General features: G+C 74.3%; 13 protein-coding genes, 1 tRNA gene and 1 riboswitch. Of the genes, 9 read left to right on the forward strand and 5 right to left on the reverse strand.

Annotation, left to right across the window (positions count from 1 at the left end):
* Window positions 1–44 precede the first annotated feature (44 nt).
* From ACZ5WK_RS19635 to ACZ5WK_RS19650, 4 genes are all read right to left on the reverse strand, one after another.
* A complete protein-coding gene (locus ACZ5WK_RS19635) occupies window positions 45–1,031 on the reverse strand; it encodes a DUF5926 family protein (RefSeq protein ID WP_465548649.1) in 987 nt (328 codons plus the stop codon).
* 112 nt (window positions 1,032–1,143) lie between these two features.
* Window positions 1,144–1,737, reverse strand: a complete 594-nt coding sequence (locus tag ACZ5WK_RS19640; RefSeq protein ID WP_396324128.1) for an ATP-binding protein — start codon at window positions 1,735–1,737, stop codon at window positions 1,144–1,146.
* Between the two features lie 333 nt (window positions 1,738–2,070).
* Window positions 2,071–2,913, reverse strand: a complete 843-nt coding sequence (locus ACZ5WK_RS19645) for a glycerophosphodiester phosphodiesterase family protein (RefSeq protein ID WP_465548650.1) — start codon at window positions 2,911–2,913, stop codon at window positions 2,071–2,073.
* Window positions 2,914–3,024: 111 nt separating this feature from the next.
* A complete protein-coding gene (locus tag ACZ5WK_RS19650; protein ID WP_465548651.1) occupies window positions 3,025–4,512 on the reverse strand; it encodes a purine-cytosine permease family protein in 1,488 nt (495 codons plus the stop codon).
* Window positions 4,505–4,653: riboswitch (TPP riboswitch) on the reverse strand. (Overlaps the previous gene by 8 nt.)
* A 255-nt stretch (window positions 4,654–4,908) precedes the next feature.
* Between ACZ5WK_RS19650 and ACZ5WK_RS19655 the strand changes: the two genes are divergently transcribed.
* From ACZ5WK_RS19655 to ACZ5WK_RS19690, 8 genes are all read left to right on the forward strand, one after another.
* Window positions 4,909–6,708: a S1C family serine protease gene (locus ACZ5WK_RS19655; RefSeq protein WP_465548652.1), complete on the forward strand. Its 1,800-nt coding sequence runs from the start codon at window positions 4,909–4,911 to the stop codon at window positions 6,706–6,708.
* A 68-nt stretch (window positions 6,709–6,776) separates the two neighbouring features.
* Window positions 6,777–6,864, forward strand: a tRNA-Ser gene (locus ACZ5WK_RS19660).
* Window positions 6,865–7,060: 196 nt separating this feature from the next.
* On the forward strand, window positions 7,061–8,176 hold the full coding sequence (locus ACZ5WK_RS19665) for a peptidoglycan-binding protein (protein WP_465548653.1): 1,116 nt from the start codon (window positions 7,061–7,063) through the stop codon (window positions 8,174–8,176).
* An 82-nt stretch (window positions 8,177–8,258) separates the two neighbouring features.
* Window positions 8,259–9,089 (forward strand): MerR family transcriptional regulator, encoded by an 831-nt coding sequence (locus ACZ5WK_RS19670; protein ID WP_465548654.1) that lies wholly within the window; start codon window positions 8,259–8,261, stop codon window positions 9,087–9,089.
* Between the two features lie 63 nt (window positions 9,090–9,152).
* Window positions 9,153–10,478, forward strand: coding sequence for an MFS transporter (locus tag ACZ5WK_RS19675; RefSeq protein WP_465548655.1), 1,326 nt, complete (start codon window positions 9,153–9,155; stop codon window positions 10,476–10,478).
* A 284-nt stretch (window positions 10,479–10,762) separates the two neighbouring features.
* Window positions 10,763–12,127, forward strand: a complete 1,365-nt coding sequence (locus tag ACZ5WK_RS19680; RefSeq protein WP_465548656.1) for an FAD-binding oxidoreductase — start codon at window positions 10,763–10,765, stop codon at window positions 12,125–12,127.
* Window positions 12,128–12,628: 501 nt separating this feature from the next.
* The gene (locus tag ACZ5WK_RS19685) at window positions 12,629–12,958 is read left to right on the forward strand and encodes a hypothetical protein (protein WP_465548657.1); all 330 of its coding nucleotides are present in this window, start codon (window positions 12,629–12,631) and stop codon (window positions 12,956–12,958) included.
* A gap of 559 nt (window positions 12,959–13,517) precedes the next feature.
* Complete coding sequence (locus ACZ5WK_RS19690; RefSeq protein ID WP_465548658.1) at window positions 13,518–14,300, forward strand: pyridoxal 5'-phosphate synthase; 783 nt, start codon at window positions 13,518–13,520, stop codon at window positions 14,298–14,300.
* Window positions 14,301–14,409: 109 nt separating this feature from the next.
* Here the strand turns inward: ACZ5WK_RS19690 and ACZ5WK_RS19695 are convergent, their stop codons facing one another.
* The gene (locus tag ACZ5WK_RS19695; protein ID WP_465548659.1) at window positions 14,410–15,504 is read right to left on the reverse strand and encodes an EamA family transporter; all 1,095 of its coding nucleotides are present in this window, start codon (window positions 15,502–15,504) and stop codon (window positions 14,410–14,412) included.
* Between the two features lie 152 nt (window positions 15,505–15,656).
* Between ACZ5WK_RS19695 and ACZ5WK_RS19700 the strand changes: the two genes are divergently transcribed.
* Window positions 15,657–16,535: a DUF1906 domain-containing protein gene (locus tag ACZ5WK_RS19700; protein WP_465548660.1), complete on the forward strand. Its 879-nt coding sequence runs from the start codon at window positions 15,657–15,659 to the stop codon at window positions 16,533–16,535.
* Window positions 16,536–16,561: the final 26 nt, after the last annotated feature.

Raw genomic sequence — 16,561 nt, forward strand, 5'->3', positions numbered from 1 at the left:
CCCGACGGCCAATGTGACGCGTATCACCCGGATCCCGGGTGCCTTTAGTTCAGGGTGACCTGACGGTTCACCAGGTTCGCCCGGGCGCGCCGCTCCTCGGCCGTCAGCGGCGTGGCGTCGGCCAGCGTCGCGGCGAGCCGCTCGGCGAACTCGGCGGCCGGCTTCTCGCAGTCGGCCGCCGTCATGGCGAGCGGCAGGTCCCAGACCGGGACGGTCAGGCCGTGCGCGCGGAACGAGCCGACCAGGCGGGTGTCCTCGCCGATCGAGGACCGGTCGGCGGCGGTCAGCCGGGCCAGCGCGTCCAGCAGCTGCTCCTCCGGGACGGTCATCACCCAGCGCAGGTGGTTCTTGTCCGGGGTGCCGCACCAGTACGCCGAGTCGACGCTGGCCAGCTTCTCGGTGGGGATCGCCGAGGCGTTGGCGCGCTCCAGCGAGGCGGCCACCTCGCCGGTGGCGGTCTCGGCGTCCTCCAGCCAGAACTCGAAGCCGGTGTGCACGGCGGGCGCGAAGGCGGCGTCGAGGTCCAGCAGGTCCTGCAGGCGGCGGCCGCCCGGGACGGTGCGGCGGGCCGGCACCGGGGTGCCCGGCTCGGTGGCCAGCGCCAGCTCCAGGGCGTCCGCCAGGTCGCGGCTCAGGTCGCCGGAGGCGGACTGGGTCTGCAGGCCGAGCAGGATCGAGCCGTCCTGGCGGCGCAGCGCCGGCCAGGCCAGCGGCAGGACGGTGGCCAGCGTCACCGACGGGACGTCACCGTTGGCGGCCTCGGCCACCCCTGCGGCCAGCGTCAGCGGCGCCGTCGCGGCCGGTACCAGCTCGCGCAGCGCCACCCAGTCGGCCTCACCCGGCAGGCCCTCGAACGGGCGGTGCACCAGCTCCTGCACGGCGTGCGAGGCCTCCCGGCCGTGGCAGGCCTTGTACCGGCGGCCCGAACCGCAGGGGCAGTTCTCGCGGGCCCCGACCACGGGGATCTCACCCGTGACGGCGGTGGTGGACTGGCTGCGCTGCGGCGCCTTCTTGGCGGCCTTCTTGCCCATGGTGCGGCTCTCCCGGGGACGGTTGTGTTGTGCTCCGGGCAGCCTACTGACGTTCTCCCGGCACATGGGCACGCACCGGGACGCCGAGCGGGGCGGGGGTGTCCGCAGACGGTCAGGCGCTGCGGGCATCACCGCCTGCGCGCCGGGCGTGCCGGGCCCGGGCGGGCAGCGCCGCCCACACCGTGACCTCGCCGGGCGCGTCGCGCACGCCCCAGTCGCTGGCCAGCCGGCCGACGATGCCCAGCCCGCGGCCGCCGCGCGAGGTCAGCGACGGGCTGGCGGGGGACGGCCGGGTCTGCGACCCGCCGTCGGTCACCTCCAGGGTGAGGATTCCGTCCGCGTGCATCTGCCAGCGGACCAGGATGCCGCCGTCGGCCTCTCCGTCGGCCGGCTGGGCCTGCGCCCGGGTCTTGGCGCCCGCTGCACCGGCGGCCCCGGAGGGGACGCCGACCAGCACCTGGTCCACCACCTCGGCGCGGGCACTGCGGCCGAGCGCGAGGAGCGGGCCGAGCGGCCGGGCGTATCGACAGGCATTGCTCAGCAGTTCGGAAAGGATCAGAACAGCATCATCAATGACCGGTTCCGGTATCTCCCGGTCACCCAGATCTCGACGCAGTCGGCGCCGTGCGACCCCGACACTCGCTGGGCCGTGCGGCACTGCCATGGTCGATGAAGTCGGCACTTCACGCGCCACCATCAACGCCACCCCCGGACCTCCTTCAGCGTATGCCGAGGGATGGATGCCCCTTGGTAATGCGTCGGAAACGACCGCGCGGCGATCCCGCGCGGACATTTCAAGACCCGCGACCCTCGGTGCGCGACAGGTGATTCGGTGCTCACCCTCCGTCGTTAAAACGGATAATCTCCGGCACAAACGATCGTGGAAGGTTTGAGTTCCTCCCGGAACGATCAACCGACCGGCGGATGGGCGGGAGACCGGGCGGACTTACGGGCGGGAGACCGGGCGGACCGACGGGCGGGCGGGATGGGCGAACCGGCGGACGGGCGGGGGCGACCGGGCGAACGAACCGGAACGGGATCACCGGCCGAGCTGGGCCAGCACCTCCGCCGGGCGGTTGGTGATGATCGCCGACACCCCGAGCTCCAGACAGAGCTCCACGTCGGCCGGCTCGTCCACGGTCCAGACGTGCACCTGGTGGCCCAGCTCGCGCAGCCGCGTCACCAGCCGGGGCCTGGCCCGCACCAGGTCGATGCCCGGCCCGGCGATCCGGGCCCGGCCCGGCAGGGGCGCGCCCGGGCGCAGCCGGCCCTGGAGCGCCAGCATCCGCTCGAACAGGAAGACCCGCGGGTACTCCGGCGCGGCGGCGGCCACCCGGGTCAGGGCCAGCGAGGAGAAGCTCATGATCCGGGCCTGCGGGCGGTCGCCCTCACGGGGCTCCTCGCCCTGCTGCGCCCCGCCGATCTTGAACCGGTCGAGCATCCGCAGCAGCTCGCTCTCCACCCGCCCCCGGAAACGGACCGGGTGCTTGGTCTCGATCGCCAGGTCAACCGGCCGTCCGCAGTCCGCGACCAGCTCCAGCAGGCTCTCCAGCCGCAGCACGCCGCGCAGCTCCGGGTCCTCGCTCGGCACGCCGGTCTTCCACGCGCCGAAGTCGTGCGCCTCCAGCTGCGCCAGCGTCATCGCGGAGACGGTGCCGCGGCCGTCCGAGACCCGGCCGATCCGGCGGTCGTGGACGCAGACGAGCTCCCCGTCGGCGGTCACCCGGACGTCGCACTCGACGGCGTCCGCGCCCTCCTCGAGGGCCCGGCGGTAGGCCGCGAGCGTGTGCTCGGGCAGCGCGTGCGAGGAACCACGGTGGGCGATCACCTGGACGGGCGTCGCGGTGCGCGCCGTCGCCGGGGAGAGGTCTGGGCTGGTCACACCCTCCACGATAGGTGGCGGAAGTGACGCGAAGGCGAAGACGGCCCCAATCGGCGGGGCCGTCTTCGGTGGAGCCGTCGCCGCTCGGGCGGCCGGGGTCAGGCGGTGGGGTCAGGCGGTGGGGCTCCCGGCCGGTGCGGACCGGCGGGTCAGCGGGGTGAGCGCCCAGGTGGCCAGGGCCGGCACCAGGAAGCCGAACAGCGACGCCGAGGTCCACTCCTGGGGCGTGAAGTGCAGCGCCTCCTGGACGGAGGTCCAGAAGTCCGTCCACCAGCCGGCGATCGCGGTCGGCGCGATCAGCTGGTACACCGCGAAGCCGAGCGCCCACGGCAGCAGCATCAGCCAGCGGGACGGCGCGTCGTCGGCGAGGTTCCAGCCACGCCGGCCGGCGCCGAGGAAGTAGTCCACCGCCAGCACCGCGAACATCGGCACGAACACCGAGCCGATCAGGCCCAGGAAGGCATAGTAGGAGTCGGTGAACTCGGTGATCTGCAGCGCCAGCACGGTGATCAGCACACCGGTCCCGCCGGTGAGCACCCGGCGGTCCACCTTCGGCAGCAGGTTGTGGACCGACATCGCGGTCGAGTACACGTTGGCGAAGGACTGGTCGGTCTCGCGCAGCACCAGGACCAGCAGGAAGAACCAGCCGGCCCAGACGCCCAGGAACGAGTCGAAGATCCTGGTGGCGTCGCCGTCGGACTGCAGCAGCGCGAACAGCCCGAGCACGTAGCACCAGACCTGGGCGACGGTGTAGCCGGAGAAGCTGCCCCAGAACGCGGCGCGCGGCGTACGCGAGTGGCGGGTGTAGTCGGCGGCCAGCGGCACGAACGAGATCGAGACGGCGATCATCGCGTCGGTGGCCTTCAGGAAGCCGTGCCAGTTGCCCGCGCCCGGGTCCGGCACGCCGTGGCGGCCCAGCTGGACGGTGAAGTACACCATCGCGACCGCCACCGCGGCGGCGACGAAACGGCGCAGCACCGCGATCGCGCCCAGCGGCCAGATGGTCAGCGCGGTCGTCACCGCACCGGCCAGCACGACGAACACCCAGCGGTAGCCCTCGGTGTGCGCCACGGTCTGCGCGCCCATCGCGATGACCAGCAGCTCGTACACGCCCCAGCCGATGCACTGGACGATGTTCAGCACGGTCGGCACGTACGAGAGCCGCGTCCCGAACAGCCCGCGCAGGTTCGCCATCGCCGGCGCGCCGGTGCGCGCCCCGATCAGCGCGGCCACGCCGAGCATCGCCGTGCCGGCCACGGTGCCGGCCACGATCGCGGTGACGGCGGCGGCCAGCGACAGCTCGCTGCCCTGCGCGCCGAGCACGGTGGCGGCGGTGGTGAAGCCGATCAGGCTGACGCCGAGGTTCATCCAGAGCGCGAAGTGGTCCCGGAAGCGGAGCGTGCGCGGCGGCGCGGTGTCCAGGACGAGCGGCGCCTCGACCCGCTCGGTCCGCTGCGGACGGTCCAGCACGGCGGTGGAACCGGAGGCGGGGGCGGCCGCGTCGGAATCAGCGGCCGTGGGGTGGACGTCCGGGGACGACCCGGGGAAATCCTTGGACGCGGGCGCGCCCGAAGAAGAGGATGGCGAAGCAGGCGGCATGGCCGATACTCCCTACGCCGGCATTACCCGGACAGGTTCCGGCGGTCTGCGCCCCCTCGACGATCCGTCCACGGAGTCCGTGGCGTACGGTCGACCGGCGCACTCTCAGCCTGGTTGGTCCAAGCTCCCGCGTGTCAGTTTGGAGCGACAGGCTAACCGGCGCGGGGGTGTACGCCAAGGCCAGGCGCCTGCGGTCCGCATCGCGGGACGCCGCGGAGGGCGGCGGGGGCCGCCGGCCGGGGTGCCGGTCGGGGTGCCGGTCGGGGGCGTCGAATCGGGGCTGCTGTTGGACCGGGCTAAGGATTCTTATGAGTTCTTCAGAAGGGTCCTTACGGCAATCGAATCGAGTGTGCGAAAAACTATGGTTGTTGGTCCTGTCAGCTATGGAGGTCGTCCGTGAGCACCGAGCGCGAGATTGGGTCCACCGGGCCGCAGGGGGAGCAGCCCTCCGGTGGCCAGGGGGTGGTGGGTCCCGCTCCTGACGGTCCGGCGCAGTCCGCGTCCGCCGGTTCCGCCCCCGCAGAGGCGCCCGAGGCCGACTACACCCTGACCGACGCCGCGGCGGGTACGCCGGCCGCCGGCCGGTCGACGCCGACGCTGGCGTTCAGCAAGGTGACCGCCCCCGAGCCGGCAGCCGCGTCCGAGCCGGCCATCGCGCCCGCTGCGGAGGCCGTCCCGGCCGCCCCCGCGGTGACCGACGCCGGGTACATCGACGCACCGCCGCCGGTCCTGCCGCCCGCCCCGCCCGCGCCCGCCGCCCACGCGGCCCCGGCGGCCCACGCGGCCCCGGCGCCCGCCGCTCCGGCCGGCAACCCGTACGCGACCCCGGCCGCGCCCGTCGCCCCGGTCGCGGCGGCCACCCCCGCCCACGACCCGTACGGCGCCCCGGCGGCTCCCGGCGCGCCGGCCCAGCACCACCCGTTCGGCGCCGGCCAGCCGCTCGGCGGCTGGGGCATGCACGACTCCACCGCCGGTGGCGCCGGCGGTGCCGGCACGCCCGGTGGCCCCGGCTACCCCGGCGGCCCGCTCGGCTACCCGGGCGAGTACCCCGCCGCCCCCGAGCCCGGCGGCCCGCGCAAGAAGCGCGGCGGCCTGATCGCCCTGGTCGCCGCCGTCGCCCTGGTCGCCGGTGTGGCCGGCGGCGCGGTCGGCGTCACCATCGCCGACCGCAACGACACCAGCATCTCCGCCGCGGACGACCACAAGAGCACCCCCGTCCAGGCCAGCAACCCGGGCAGGAACGAGCCCGCCCCCGGTTCCGTCGCCGGCATCGCGCAGAAGGCGCTGCCCAGCGTCGTCACCATCAAGGCGCAGGGCAACGGCGAGTCCGGCACCGGCACCGGTTTCGTCTTCGACACCGAGGGCCACATCCTCACCAACAACCACGTGGTCGCGCCCGCCTCGAGCGGCGGCAAACTGACCGTCAAGTTCGCCGACGGATCGTCCTACAACGCGTCCGTGCTCGGCCGCGCCGAGGGCTACGACGTCGCCGTCATCAAGCTCGACAGCCCGCCCAAGGGCAAGCTGACGCCGCTTCCGCTGGCCGACTCCGACAAGGTCAACGTCGGCGACTCCACCATCGCCATCGGTGCGCCGTACGGTCTGGAGTCCACCGTCACCACCGGCATCATCAGTGCCAAGGACCGCCCGGTCGCCTCCGGCGACGAGACCGGCGCCCAGTCCTCATACATGAACGCCCTGCAGACCGACGCCTCCATCAACCCCGGCAACTCCGGCGGCCCGCTGCTGGACTCCAGCGGCGCGGTGATGGGCATCAACTCGGCGATCCAGTCCAACACCTCCAGCACCGGCCGGGCCGGCAGCATCGGCCTCGGCTTCGCCATCCCGATCAACCAGGCCAAGTGGGTCGCCGAGACGCTGATCAAGACCGGCAAGCCGGTCTACGCCAAGCTCGACGTCCTGCGCAACGACGACTACAAGGGCGACGGCGCCCAGATCCAGACCCGGGACATCCAGGGCACCCCCGCCGTCACCCCCGGCGGCGCCGCCGACAAGGCCGGCCTCAAGCCCGGCGACGTCATCACCAAGCTCGGCGGCAGCCCGATCGAGAACGGCCCCGCCCTGGTCAGCAAGATCTGGACGCACAAGCCCGGCGAGACCGTCGACGTCGAGTACACCCGCAACGGCCAGACCTTCACCACCAAGGTCACCCTCGCCGAGCGCGTCGGCGACTGACCGGCCCCCTCGACCCCCGAAACCCGGTGCACCGAACCCCGCCGGACCCGTTAGGCTGACCTCCGCCTGGAGAGCTGCCCGAGCGGCCTAAGGGAACAGTCTTGAAAACTGTCGTGCGGTGACCCCGTACCGTGGGTTCGAATCCCACGCTCTCCGCTGGTAGGAGAACCACCTGCTCAAGGCGGGTGCCGACATCGAGTCGGCACCCGCCTTCTGCGTTTCCGGGGTCGTGAGGGGTGTCCGGTTTCACCTGAACGGGGGGTTTGGGGAGGGGGTGTCCTCTTGAGGGGGCGGAGGTCTCGTTAGTCGGGGGTAAGGGGCGGACCGCCCTGGGCCCGGCGAGGAGAGACGGATGGCCTGGTACCCCGGCGCTGAGAAGATGGAGCTTCAGCCCGAGTCGGACGAGCAGCCGGCGATCGTGCCGACGCAGGTGATCTTCCACAGCATCGCGGCGCCGTGGACGCCGCGGCGCATGTACGAGTACTGGCGGGACTCGACCAATCTGGAGTCGCACTTCGGGGTCGGCTACGACGGGTGCGTGGGCCAGTTCATCGGCACGCAGACCCGGGCGGACGCCAACATGCGGGCCAACCGGCGGGCGGACGGGACGGGGGCGGTGAGTGTCGAGTCGGCCAGCAACGACCAGCACACCGATCCGTGGACGGACGCGCAGGTCGCGGCGCTGATCGCGCTCGGGGTCTGGCTGCACCGGGAGCACGGGATCCCCGTACGGGTCTGCCGCAGCGCGGACGACCCGGGCTTCGGGTACCACCGGCTCTTTCCGGACTGGTCGGACGGCGGTACCGCCTGCCCCGGCGATGCGCGGGTGCAGCAGTTCAGGGACGTGGTGCTGCCCCGTATCGCCGCGGGTGCGGGCGGCACGGGCACACCGCTGCCGCCGCCGCGGCCGGACACCGGGCCGGCCCGGTACCGGGTGACCATCAACGGCCTGGAGTACGGCTACGGCGCCCACGGCCCGCAGGTCCGGGAGGTGGGGGAGGCGCTGGTGGCGTCGGGGCACGGCTCGCACTACACGGCCGGGCCGGACGAGGACTGGCGGGACGCCGACACCCTCAACTACCAGGACTACCAGCGCAGTCTGGGCTACTCGGGATCCGCCGCGGACGGCGTGCCGGGCGAGGACTCGCTGCGCCGGCTGCTCGGCCGGCTGCCCTCGCCGCACCGGGTCTCGCTGGCCCACATCGTCACGGCGGCGCGGACCGACCCCGGTGCCGAGCAGGGGCACCAGACCTACGGCGGCGAGGTCCGGATCGTCGAACAGGCGCTCGCCGACGAGGGGTTCCTGGAGCAGCGTTGGGTCGACGGGTCGCTCGGCACCAGGACGGTGCAGGCGTACGCGGCCTTCCAGCGCAGCCTCGGTTACGCGGGCTCGGACGCGAACGGCATCCCGGGGCAGCGCAGCCTGCGGGAGTTGGGGCAGCGGCGGGGGTTCGACGTGACCGACTGAGGGGCGGCGGAGGGCCGGCGGCCGGGAGGACGGACCGGGTGCTTGACCATGACACGGTGTGAGGGCCTGCACTGGAGGAATCATGTTCAACATCGGAGACTTCGCCAAGCACGGCCGAGTGTCGGTCCGCATGCTGCGCCACTACGACGCGATCGGGCTGCTGCGCCCGGCGCGTGTCGACCCGGCCAGCGGCTACCGCTTCTACGAGGCCGCCCAACTCGCCCGGCTCAACCGCGTCATCGCGCTCAAGGACCTCGGCTTCACGCTCCAACAGGTGCTGGCCGTCCTGGACGACCGGGTGGACGCGGCCGAGCTGCGCGGGATGCTGCGGCTGCGGCGGGCCGAACTCGCCGCGGCGATGGCGGCGGACGCCCAGCGGCTGGCCCGGGTCGAGGCGAGGCTCCGGACGATCGAGAGCGAGGGAACGATGTCTGCGCACGACGTGGTGGTGAAGCGGGTGCCGTCGGTCCGGGTGGCGGAGCTGACGGGCGTCGCGGCGAGTTACGAGCCGGAGGACATCGGGCCGGTGATCGGCCCGCTGTTCGCCGAGCTCTGCCGCCGGCTGGCGGAGGCCGGGGTGGCGGAGGCCGGCCCGTCGGTCGCCCGGTACGAGGACGTGCCGGACGGGGACGGCGCGGTGCTGATCCGGGTCGCGGTCCCTGTTTCGGCGTCCCTGGCGGGGGAGGGGGAGTACGGCTTCGCGGTGGTCGACCTGCCGGAGATCGAGGAGGCGGCGACCATCGTGCACCGCGGGTCGATGGACGACACGGTGGGTGCCTTCCAGACGCTGGCCCGCTTCGTCGACGAGAACGGCTACCGCTCGGCGGGGTACGCCCGGGAGGTGTACCTGGAGTGCCCGGACGCCCCGGCGGACTGGGTGACGGAGCTCCAGGAGCCGGTGGTCCGGGGGTAGTTCAGCGGCGCCGGTGGAGGTGGCTTGCCCTCGACCCGGTCGAGGGTCCTACGGTCGGCGGGTATGGCGACGACCACGGACAACACGGCCACCGGGAGCACGACGACACCCACGCCCGCCGGCGCCCCGCCCGCCGGTACCACGCCCGCCGGCACCGACGCCGCACCGGTACGGCGGACCGCGCTCCCGGGCCCGTACCTGCTCTGGCTGGCCGGTGCCCAGGCCGGCCTGCTGGGCGATGCCGCGCTCCACTTCGCGCTGGGCTGGGCCGCGTCCGTCCACGGCGGGGGCGCGGCGGGCGTGGTGCTGACCGCGATCACGCTGCCGCGCACCGCCCTGGTGCTGCTGGGCGGCGCGGTGGCGGACCGGTTCGGCGCCCGCCCGGTCATGCTCGCCGGGGACGCGGTGATGCTGGCCGCCACGGTGGCGCTGGGGTGGGCAGCGGCCGGCTGGGGCACGCCGCTCTGGCTGCTGGTTGCGGCGGCCGCCGTGATCGGCACGGTCGACGCGTTCCACCTCCCGGCGAGCGGTTCGATGCCGCGCCGCCTGGTGGCCGCCGAGCAGCTGCCCCGGGCGCTCGCGCTGCGGCAGGCGGGCGGGCAGATCGCCGTGCTGCTCGGGGCGCCGGTCGGTGGGGCGCTGGTGGCGGTGGGCGGGCTGCCCGGGGCAGCGCTGGCGGACGCGGTGAGCTTCGGCATCGTCCTGCTGGTGCTGCTGCGGGTCCGGCCGTCGGAGGAACGGGAGGGAGAGCGGCGCGGGGAGCGGGAGCCGGGCCGTTCCGCGGCCGCCCCGGGGCTGCTGCGCGAGGCAGCCGACGCGGTCCGGCTGGTGCCGGCCGATCCGCTGCTGCGCGCGGCGCTGCTGCTGACCGGGGCGGCTGCCGGGGCGCTGCTGCCGGTGGTCTCGCTGCTGGCGCCGCTGCTCGCCAGGGCCAACGGCTGGGGTGCCGGGGCCACCGGGCTGGTGGCCGGCGGGGAGGGGGCCGGGGTGCTCGTGGTGGCCGGTCTGATCTCCTGGCGGGGTGCCCTGCGGCGGGCCGGGGTCGGCGCGGCGGCCGGGCTCTGCACGGCCTCGGCGGGGATCGCGGTGCTGGCCTGGTCACCCGGTGTGCCGGCGGCGGTCGCGGGCGGCGTGGTGGCCGGGGCCGGATCGGGTCTCTTCGCCTGCCACCTCGGACCGCTGGTTTTGGGGAGCGCCCCGGCCGGCCATCTCTCCCGGGTGCAGGCCCTGCTGACGCTGGTGCAGAGCGCCGCGCTGGTCCTGTCGACGGGCCTGCTCGGCGTCCTCGCCGACGTGGCCGGTGCGCGCACGCCGATGGTGCTCTGCGCGCTCGCGGCCGGTGCGGCCGGGTTCGCCGCGCTGACGTCGGCCGCACTGCGCCGGGTCTGACGGATGCCGCTGCGTGGCGCGCCGCGCAGCTCCCCGAACGGCTCCCTGGGGGCCGCTCTCGGTCGTGGGTGGGCGGGGCCGGGCCGGGGGTCGCGCCGGAGCGGCGTACTTGCCGGTCGTCCGGCCGCCGGGCAGAGTGCGGACAGGGGCGTCGGGCGGCGTGCGACCGCGTGGCCCGCGTCCGGGCACCTGCGGCCGCCGGGCGGCGTACGGCGTCGGGCGGCGCGCGTGGCAGAGCGGCGTACCGCCGGACGGCGTGCGCCGGGTGGTGATCGGAGGCGGCGATGAGTGATCTGACGGACCGGCTGGCACAGGGGCTCCCGGCCGGCGCACTGGCGGTGGACCCGGATGTGATGGCCGCCTACAGCCACGACATGGCCGGGTTCTGCGAGGCCGGAACCCCGGCTGTGGTGGTCTTCCCGGAGACGGTCGAGCAGGTGCAGCACGTCCTGCGGACCGCCACCGAGCTGCGCGTCCCGGTGGTGCCGCAGGGCGCCCGGACGGGGCTCTCCGGCGCGGCCAACGCCGTCGACGGCTGCATCGTGCTGTCGATGGTCAGGATGAACCGCATCCTGGAGATCGACCCGGTGAACCGGATCGCGGTGGTCGAGCCGGGTGTGGTGAACGCGGAACTCTCGCGGGCAGCAGGAGAGTTGGGGCTCGCCTACCCGCCGGACCCGTCCAGCTGGGAGTCCTGCACGATCGGCGGCAACATCGGCACCGGCGCGGGCGGGCTCTGCTGCGTCAAGTACGGCGTCACCAGCGAGTACGTGCTCGGGCTGGACGTGGTGCTGGCGGACGGGCGGCTGCTCTCCACCGGGCGGCGGACGGCCAAGGGCGTCGCCGGCTACGACCTGACCCGGCTGCTGGTCGGTTCGGAGGGCACCCTGGGGGTGGTGGTGCGGGCGGTGGTGTCCCTGCGGCCCGCGCCCGCACCGCAGTTGGCGCTGGCGGCGGAGTTCCCGAGCGCGGACGCGGCGGGCGCCGCGGTCTGTGAGGTGATGGCCCGCGGCCTCGCGCCGTCGCTGATGGAGCTCATGGACTCGGTGGCCGTGCGGGCGGTCAACGAGCTGGGGCAGATGGGGCTGCCGGAGTCGACGCAGGCGCTGCTGCTGGTGGCCTTCGACGGGACGGACCCGGCGGCCGAGCTGGCGGTGGTGGGGGAGATCTGCCGGGCGGCGGGCGCGACGGAGGTGGTGCCGGCCGAGGACCAGACCGAGTCGGACATGCTGCTGGAGGCCAGGCGGTTGGCGCTGCCGGCGCTGGACCGGCTGGGTACCACGATGATCGACGACGTGGCGGTGCCGCGCTCCCGGCTGGCCGAGATGCTGAACGGCGTGGCCGGAATCGCCGAACGGCACGAGCTGACCATCGGGGTGGTGAGCCACGCGGGGGACGGCAACACGCACCCGATCGTCATCTTCGACGCCGCCGATCCGGAGGAGACGGCCCGGGCGCAGCGGTCGTTCGACGAGATCATGGCGCTGGGGCTGGAGTTGGGCGGCACGATCACCGGGGAGCACGGGGTCGGGCTGCTGAAGCGGGAGTGGCTGGCGCGCGAGCTGGGGCCGGTGGCGGTGGAGCTGCAGCGGCAGGTGAAGGCGGTCTTCGACCCGTTGGGCATCCTCAATCCCGGGAAGGCGGTCTGATGGTCGGCTTTTCGTGCTCTGCCGACCCCGGCCGGAGGTTTTCCCGACGGAAACCGCCGCAGACCGAAGGCTATCGTCGTCGGCTAAATAGGATTGTTGGAATAGTCGCAGGATGGCTGGATATATCGACATGGGTCGGTCGCGCCACCTTGAGGGGGCCTGACCGGCGGATCCCCGCGCCAGGGTGGCGCGCTTGAGTTCTCCGTGTGCTCCCCGTGCGCTGTTCCCGAGGGCTCCCGAGGGCTCCGGATCCTGCCATCCATCGGGCGAAGTCCCAGGTCGACAGCGGTGTGTCGGAGCGCTTTCCGGTGGGCTGTCCGTTATTCCTCGCCGCCCTCGATATCACGCTAACGGGCGAAACTGCCGGTGCGAGGTGGTGCTTTGTCGATTTGTTGCGGAAGTCTGTCCCTCGGCGTCGCAGCCCGCAGGTGTTCGTCTGGCCGACGAACTCCCGCACCAATGCACGAATACCCGATTGACAGTTTTTCCTGGAGGCAACTCATGGCTCGAATCCGCAATCGCCGACTGGCCGGACTTCTGTTGGCCGCTCCGCTCGCGGCCGCTCTGCTGCTCGCGGGCGCTGGTTCCGCCGCCGCCGACAACGGCGCGGCGGCCAACGACGGCTCCAACAGTGGCGTGGTGTCGAACGTCGGCACGGGCACCGTCTTCGGCTCGGTCGACGGCAACTACGTTTCCACCCAGCAGACGGCCACCGGCTCCGGAGCCTCGAACCAGGCCAACACCCTGGCGGTGAAGGACAACTCGGGCGTCATCCTGGCCGGCCAGTCCAACAAGAACGTCAACCTCGTCTTCGCCCCGGTCTTCCACTGACCCGAACGGGTACCACCGCCGGCGGGGGCGCCGGGGGTGGTCGGCCGCGGGTGAGCTGAGCACTCGCGGTGGGGCTCGAAGCGACACGACGCGAAAATCGCAGGGAACGACCGGGGCAGCGGAAAGGGTCACCGCCAACCGGCCTCGTGGGCGGTGCCGATCGACGGCGCCGCCCACGAGTGCGTCCGGGCGCGGGTCCTTCCGGCACGCACCGGTGCCGGCCGGGGGCAGCCCGCCCGGGCCGGGGACATCTCGCCCGGGAACGGGGCCGCCCGCCCCGGGCATGCGCGGGCGCCGACGCGAACGCGTGCCCGCCCGCCGATCCGGTCGCCGATCCGGTCGCCGATCCGGCAGCCGCCCGACCGCGTGGGCGACCGCGTCATCGGTCGCCGACCCGACCGCCGACCCGGCCGCCCACGGACCCTCGTCGAGCCAGGGCGCGCGCGGAGCCGTCACCCCTCGGCGGTACGGTTGCGCTCCGACAGCGCACCCCGCGCCCGGGCCCCCGAGGCCCGTCCGGCGAGGGGCTGCGACCGCGGCAACCGGAAGGAAGGGCGCGATGGCAGCGGAGGAGGAGGGCCTGACCGGTCCGGGCGAGGCCATGGCCGCACCGGGACCGGAGTCGGGGCCCGAGTCGTGGCCGGCGCCGAGGCCCGAGACCAGGCCCGAGCCCAGGTCCGTACCCGAGCTGCTGCTCGGCCGCCCGCCGATGGCCCGCCCACTGCCGTCCTTCGACGCCGAGGCGGCCCCGGCCGAGCCCGGCCCGCTCTTCGTCGACTGGCTCGCCACCGCCCTCGCGGCCGGTGTGCTGGACCCGCAGGTCGCCACCCTCTCCACGGTCGACGCCGACGGCCTGCCGGACGCCCGGGTGCTGGTGCTGCGCGACGTGGACGCGGCCGGCACCGGCTGGGTCTTCTCGGCCGCCGCCGACAGCCCGAAGGGCCGCCAGCTCGCGGATCATCCGGCTGCCGCGCTCACGCTGTACTGGCCGCCGCTGGGCCGGCAGGTCCGAGTCCGGGGCACCGTCGAGCGGGCCGCCGACCAGGTCGCCGGCGCCGAGTTCGCCACCCGCTCCCCGGCCGCCCGGGTCGGCGCGCTGGTCGGCCGGCAGAGCGAGCCGCTGGCCTCCCTGGCCGAGTACGACGAGGCGGTCGCGGTCGCCCGCCGCCGCCTGGAGGCCACCCCGGACGCGGTGGCCGCCGGGCACGCCGTCTACACGCTCTGGGCGCACGAGGCGGAGTTCTGGCAGGGCGACGCGGACCGCCGCCACGTCCGGCTGCGCTACACCCGGACCGGCCCGGTCCGCACCCCGGAGTGGTCGCGGACGCTGCTCTGGCCGTAGCCGGTCCGCCGGTGGGGCGCCGGCCGCAGCCGGTCCGCGCCCCGCCGGCCACCGGCCCGCCCGCCGTGCGCCGCGCGCCCGGCGCACGGCGTACCCCGCCGGGCGCGGCTCAGCGCCGACCGGTCAGCGTGGCCCCGACACTGGCGGCCACCACGCAGCCGATTCCGGCCAGCTGGGCCGCACCCAGCAGCTGGCCCAGCACCACCAGCCCGACCAGCGCGCTGACCGCCGGCTCCAGGCTGACCATCACGCTGAACACCCGCTGCGGCATCCGTCGCAGCGCCGTCATCTCCAGCGCGTACGGGATCACCGGCAGCAGCAGCGACACCCCGGCCACCGCGAGCAGCAGCGTCAGCGGTGAGGCGCCGGGCGCGGTCAGCCCGTCCCAGGCCTGGCCGAGCCCGAACGGCGCCAGCGTCAGGGCGCCCACCGTCATCGAGACGGCGAGTCCCTGGAAGCCCTGGAAGGCGGCGCCGACCTTGTCCGTGAACAGGATGTACGCGGCGTAGCAGGCGGCGGCCCCGAAGGCGTACATCAGGCCGACCGGGTCCAGCGAGGATCCGCCGCCGCCCTCGCCGAGCAGCGTCAGCAGCGCCACGCCGCCGGCCGCCAGCAGCGCCCAGACCAGGTGGCTGGCCCGGCGCGCGAAGAAGAGCGCCACCGCGAGCGGCCCGAGGAACTCGATGGTCGCGGCGGTGCCCATCGGCAGCCGGTCGATCGCCCCGGCGAACAGCAGCGTCATCCCGGCGGAGGCCATGCCGAGCAGGCCGGCGGCGGCCAGGTCGCGCGGACGGCGACCGCGCAGCCGGGGCCGGGTGACGGCGAGCAGGATCACCGCCGCGAAGCTCAGCCGGAGGAAGGTCGTGCCGCTGACCCCGAGCGGGCCGAACAGCGGCTTGGAGAACGCGATGCCGAGCTGGACCAGGAACATCGCGACCAGACAGAAGAGCGGCGCCGGGATCCTCCCCCAGCCTTCGGCCGGGGGGTCCCCCATCGGGCGCCGCAGGAACTTCGGGAACCGCGGGCCGGCGGGCCGGCCGGAGACCGTGTCCGGTGGCGTCCCGGTGCCGGGCGCCCCGCCTCGTCGCCAGCCGCCCCGCTCGCCGGCCGGCTCGCCCTTGGGGGCGGGCGGCATGGCAAGGGCCTCGGCGACGGCGGAGGCCGGCGTCCGGGCGACGGTTTCGCTGGGGTTGGGCGTGGGCATGCTGGCGAGTTTGCCGTAAGGAGTCAGGCAGGGGCAAGCTCGTTACAAAAATCGGGACGGATGCGGACGGGTACGACCGAAAGGGTGGGGTTCTCCGGCGTCCGCGGCGCGGCTGCCGGATTCGTCCGATGGTCCGTCAGTATCAAGGCCGGGTGCGCTATCTCCGCCCGGCGGCCGTGGCCGCCGCCTCCCTCGTCCTCCTGCTGGCCACCGACGGGACGGACGTGAGCGCCGAGGCGACCGCCCCGGTGGCCGCCGCCGTGCCTCGCATCCGGGCCTCCGTCCTCCAGGACCGGGCCGGTCCCCCCGGCGTCCGCGTCCGCGACCTCTACAGCGGCGCCGCCTTCGACGCCTGCACCGCGCCGCCGCTCGACGCCCTCCGTGCCTGGCGCGGCGCCTCGCCGTACGGCGCGCTCGGCATCTACACCAGCGGCGCCCAGCGCGGTTGCGCCCAGCCGAGGCTCACCGCCGACTGGGTCCGCCAGGCGCGGGCGATGGGCTGGCGGTTCCTCCCCGTCCACGTCGGCCTCCAGGCGCCGTGCAGCGAACTCAAGGGCAAGCCGAGCCGCATCGACCCGGCCCGGGCCGCCCAGCAGGGCCGGGACGAGGCGGCGGACGCGGTCCGCGGCCTCAAGGCCGTCGGCCTGGGCAAGGGCAGCCCGGTCTTCCTCGACATCGAGGCCTACCCCATGCGCGACCCGGCCTGCGGTCAGGCCGTCGTCGACTTCGCCCTCGGCTGGACCCAGGGCCTGCACAACGCCGGCTACCGGTCCGGCTTCTACTCCAGCCTCGACTCCGGCATCGCCGACCTCGCCGCCGCCGCCCGCGCCGGCAGCTCCCCGCTGCCCGACACCCTCTGGTACGCCCGCTGGAACGACCAGGCGGACACGGCCGGCGGCGGCGCCCTCACCCCCGACCTCTGGGCCGACCGCCAGCGCGTCCACCAGTACCACGGCAACGTCGAGGAGACGTACGGCGGTGCCACGCTCACCATCGACCGCAATCAGGTCGACGCCCCGCTGGCGGGCTGACGGTCCGCCACCCGTGGGCGGATAGG

Source organism: Kitasatospora sp. NPDC032757, from assembly GCF_055579305.1.

Excerpts from the sequence above, each read along its gene's own strand:
- ACZ5WK_RS19695 (WP_465548659.1), bottom strand. The coding sequence starts at position 15,504 with ATGCCCACGCCCAACCCCAGCGAAACCGTCGCCCGGACGCCGGCCTCC.
- ACZ5WK_RS19635 (WP_465548649.1), bottom strand. The coding sequence starts at position 1,031 with ATGGGCAAGAAGGCCGCCAAGAAGGCGCCGCAGCGCAGCCAGTCCACC.
- ACZ5WK_RS19685 (WP_465548657.1), top strand. The coding sequence starts at position 12,629 with ATGGCTCGAATCCGCAATCGCCGACTGGCCGGACTTCTGTTGGCCGCT.
- ACZ5WK_RS19650 (WP_465548651.1), bottom strand. The coding sequence starts at position 4,512 with ATGCCGCCTGCTTCGCCATCCTCTTCTTCGGGCGCGCCCGCGTCCAAG.
- ACZ5WK_RS19675 (WP_465548655.1), top strand. The coding sequence starts at position 9,153 with ATGGCGACGACCACGGACAACACGGCCACCGGGAGCACGACGACACCC.
- ACZ5WK_RS19665 (WP_465548653.1), top strand. The coding sequence starts at position 7,061 with ATGGCCTGGTACCCCGGCGCTGAGAAGATGGAGCTTCAGCCCGAGTCG.
- ACZ5WK_RS19680 (WP_465548656.1), top strand. The coding sequence starts at position 10,763 with ATGAGTGATCTGACGGACCGGCTGGCACAGGGGCTCCCGGCCGGCGCA.
- ACZ5WK_RS19670 (WP_465548654.1), top strand. The coding sequence starts at position 8,259 with ATGTTCAACATCGGAGACTTCGCCAAGCACGGCCGAGTGTCGGTCCGC.
- ACZ5WK_RS19690 (WP_465548658.1), top strand. The coding sequence starts at position 13,518 with ATGGCAGCGGAGGAGGAGGGCCTGACCGGTCCGGGCGAGGCCATGGCC.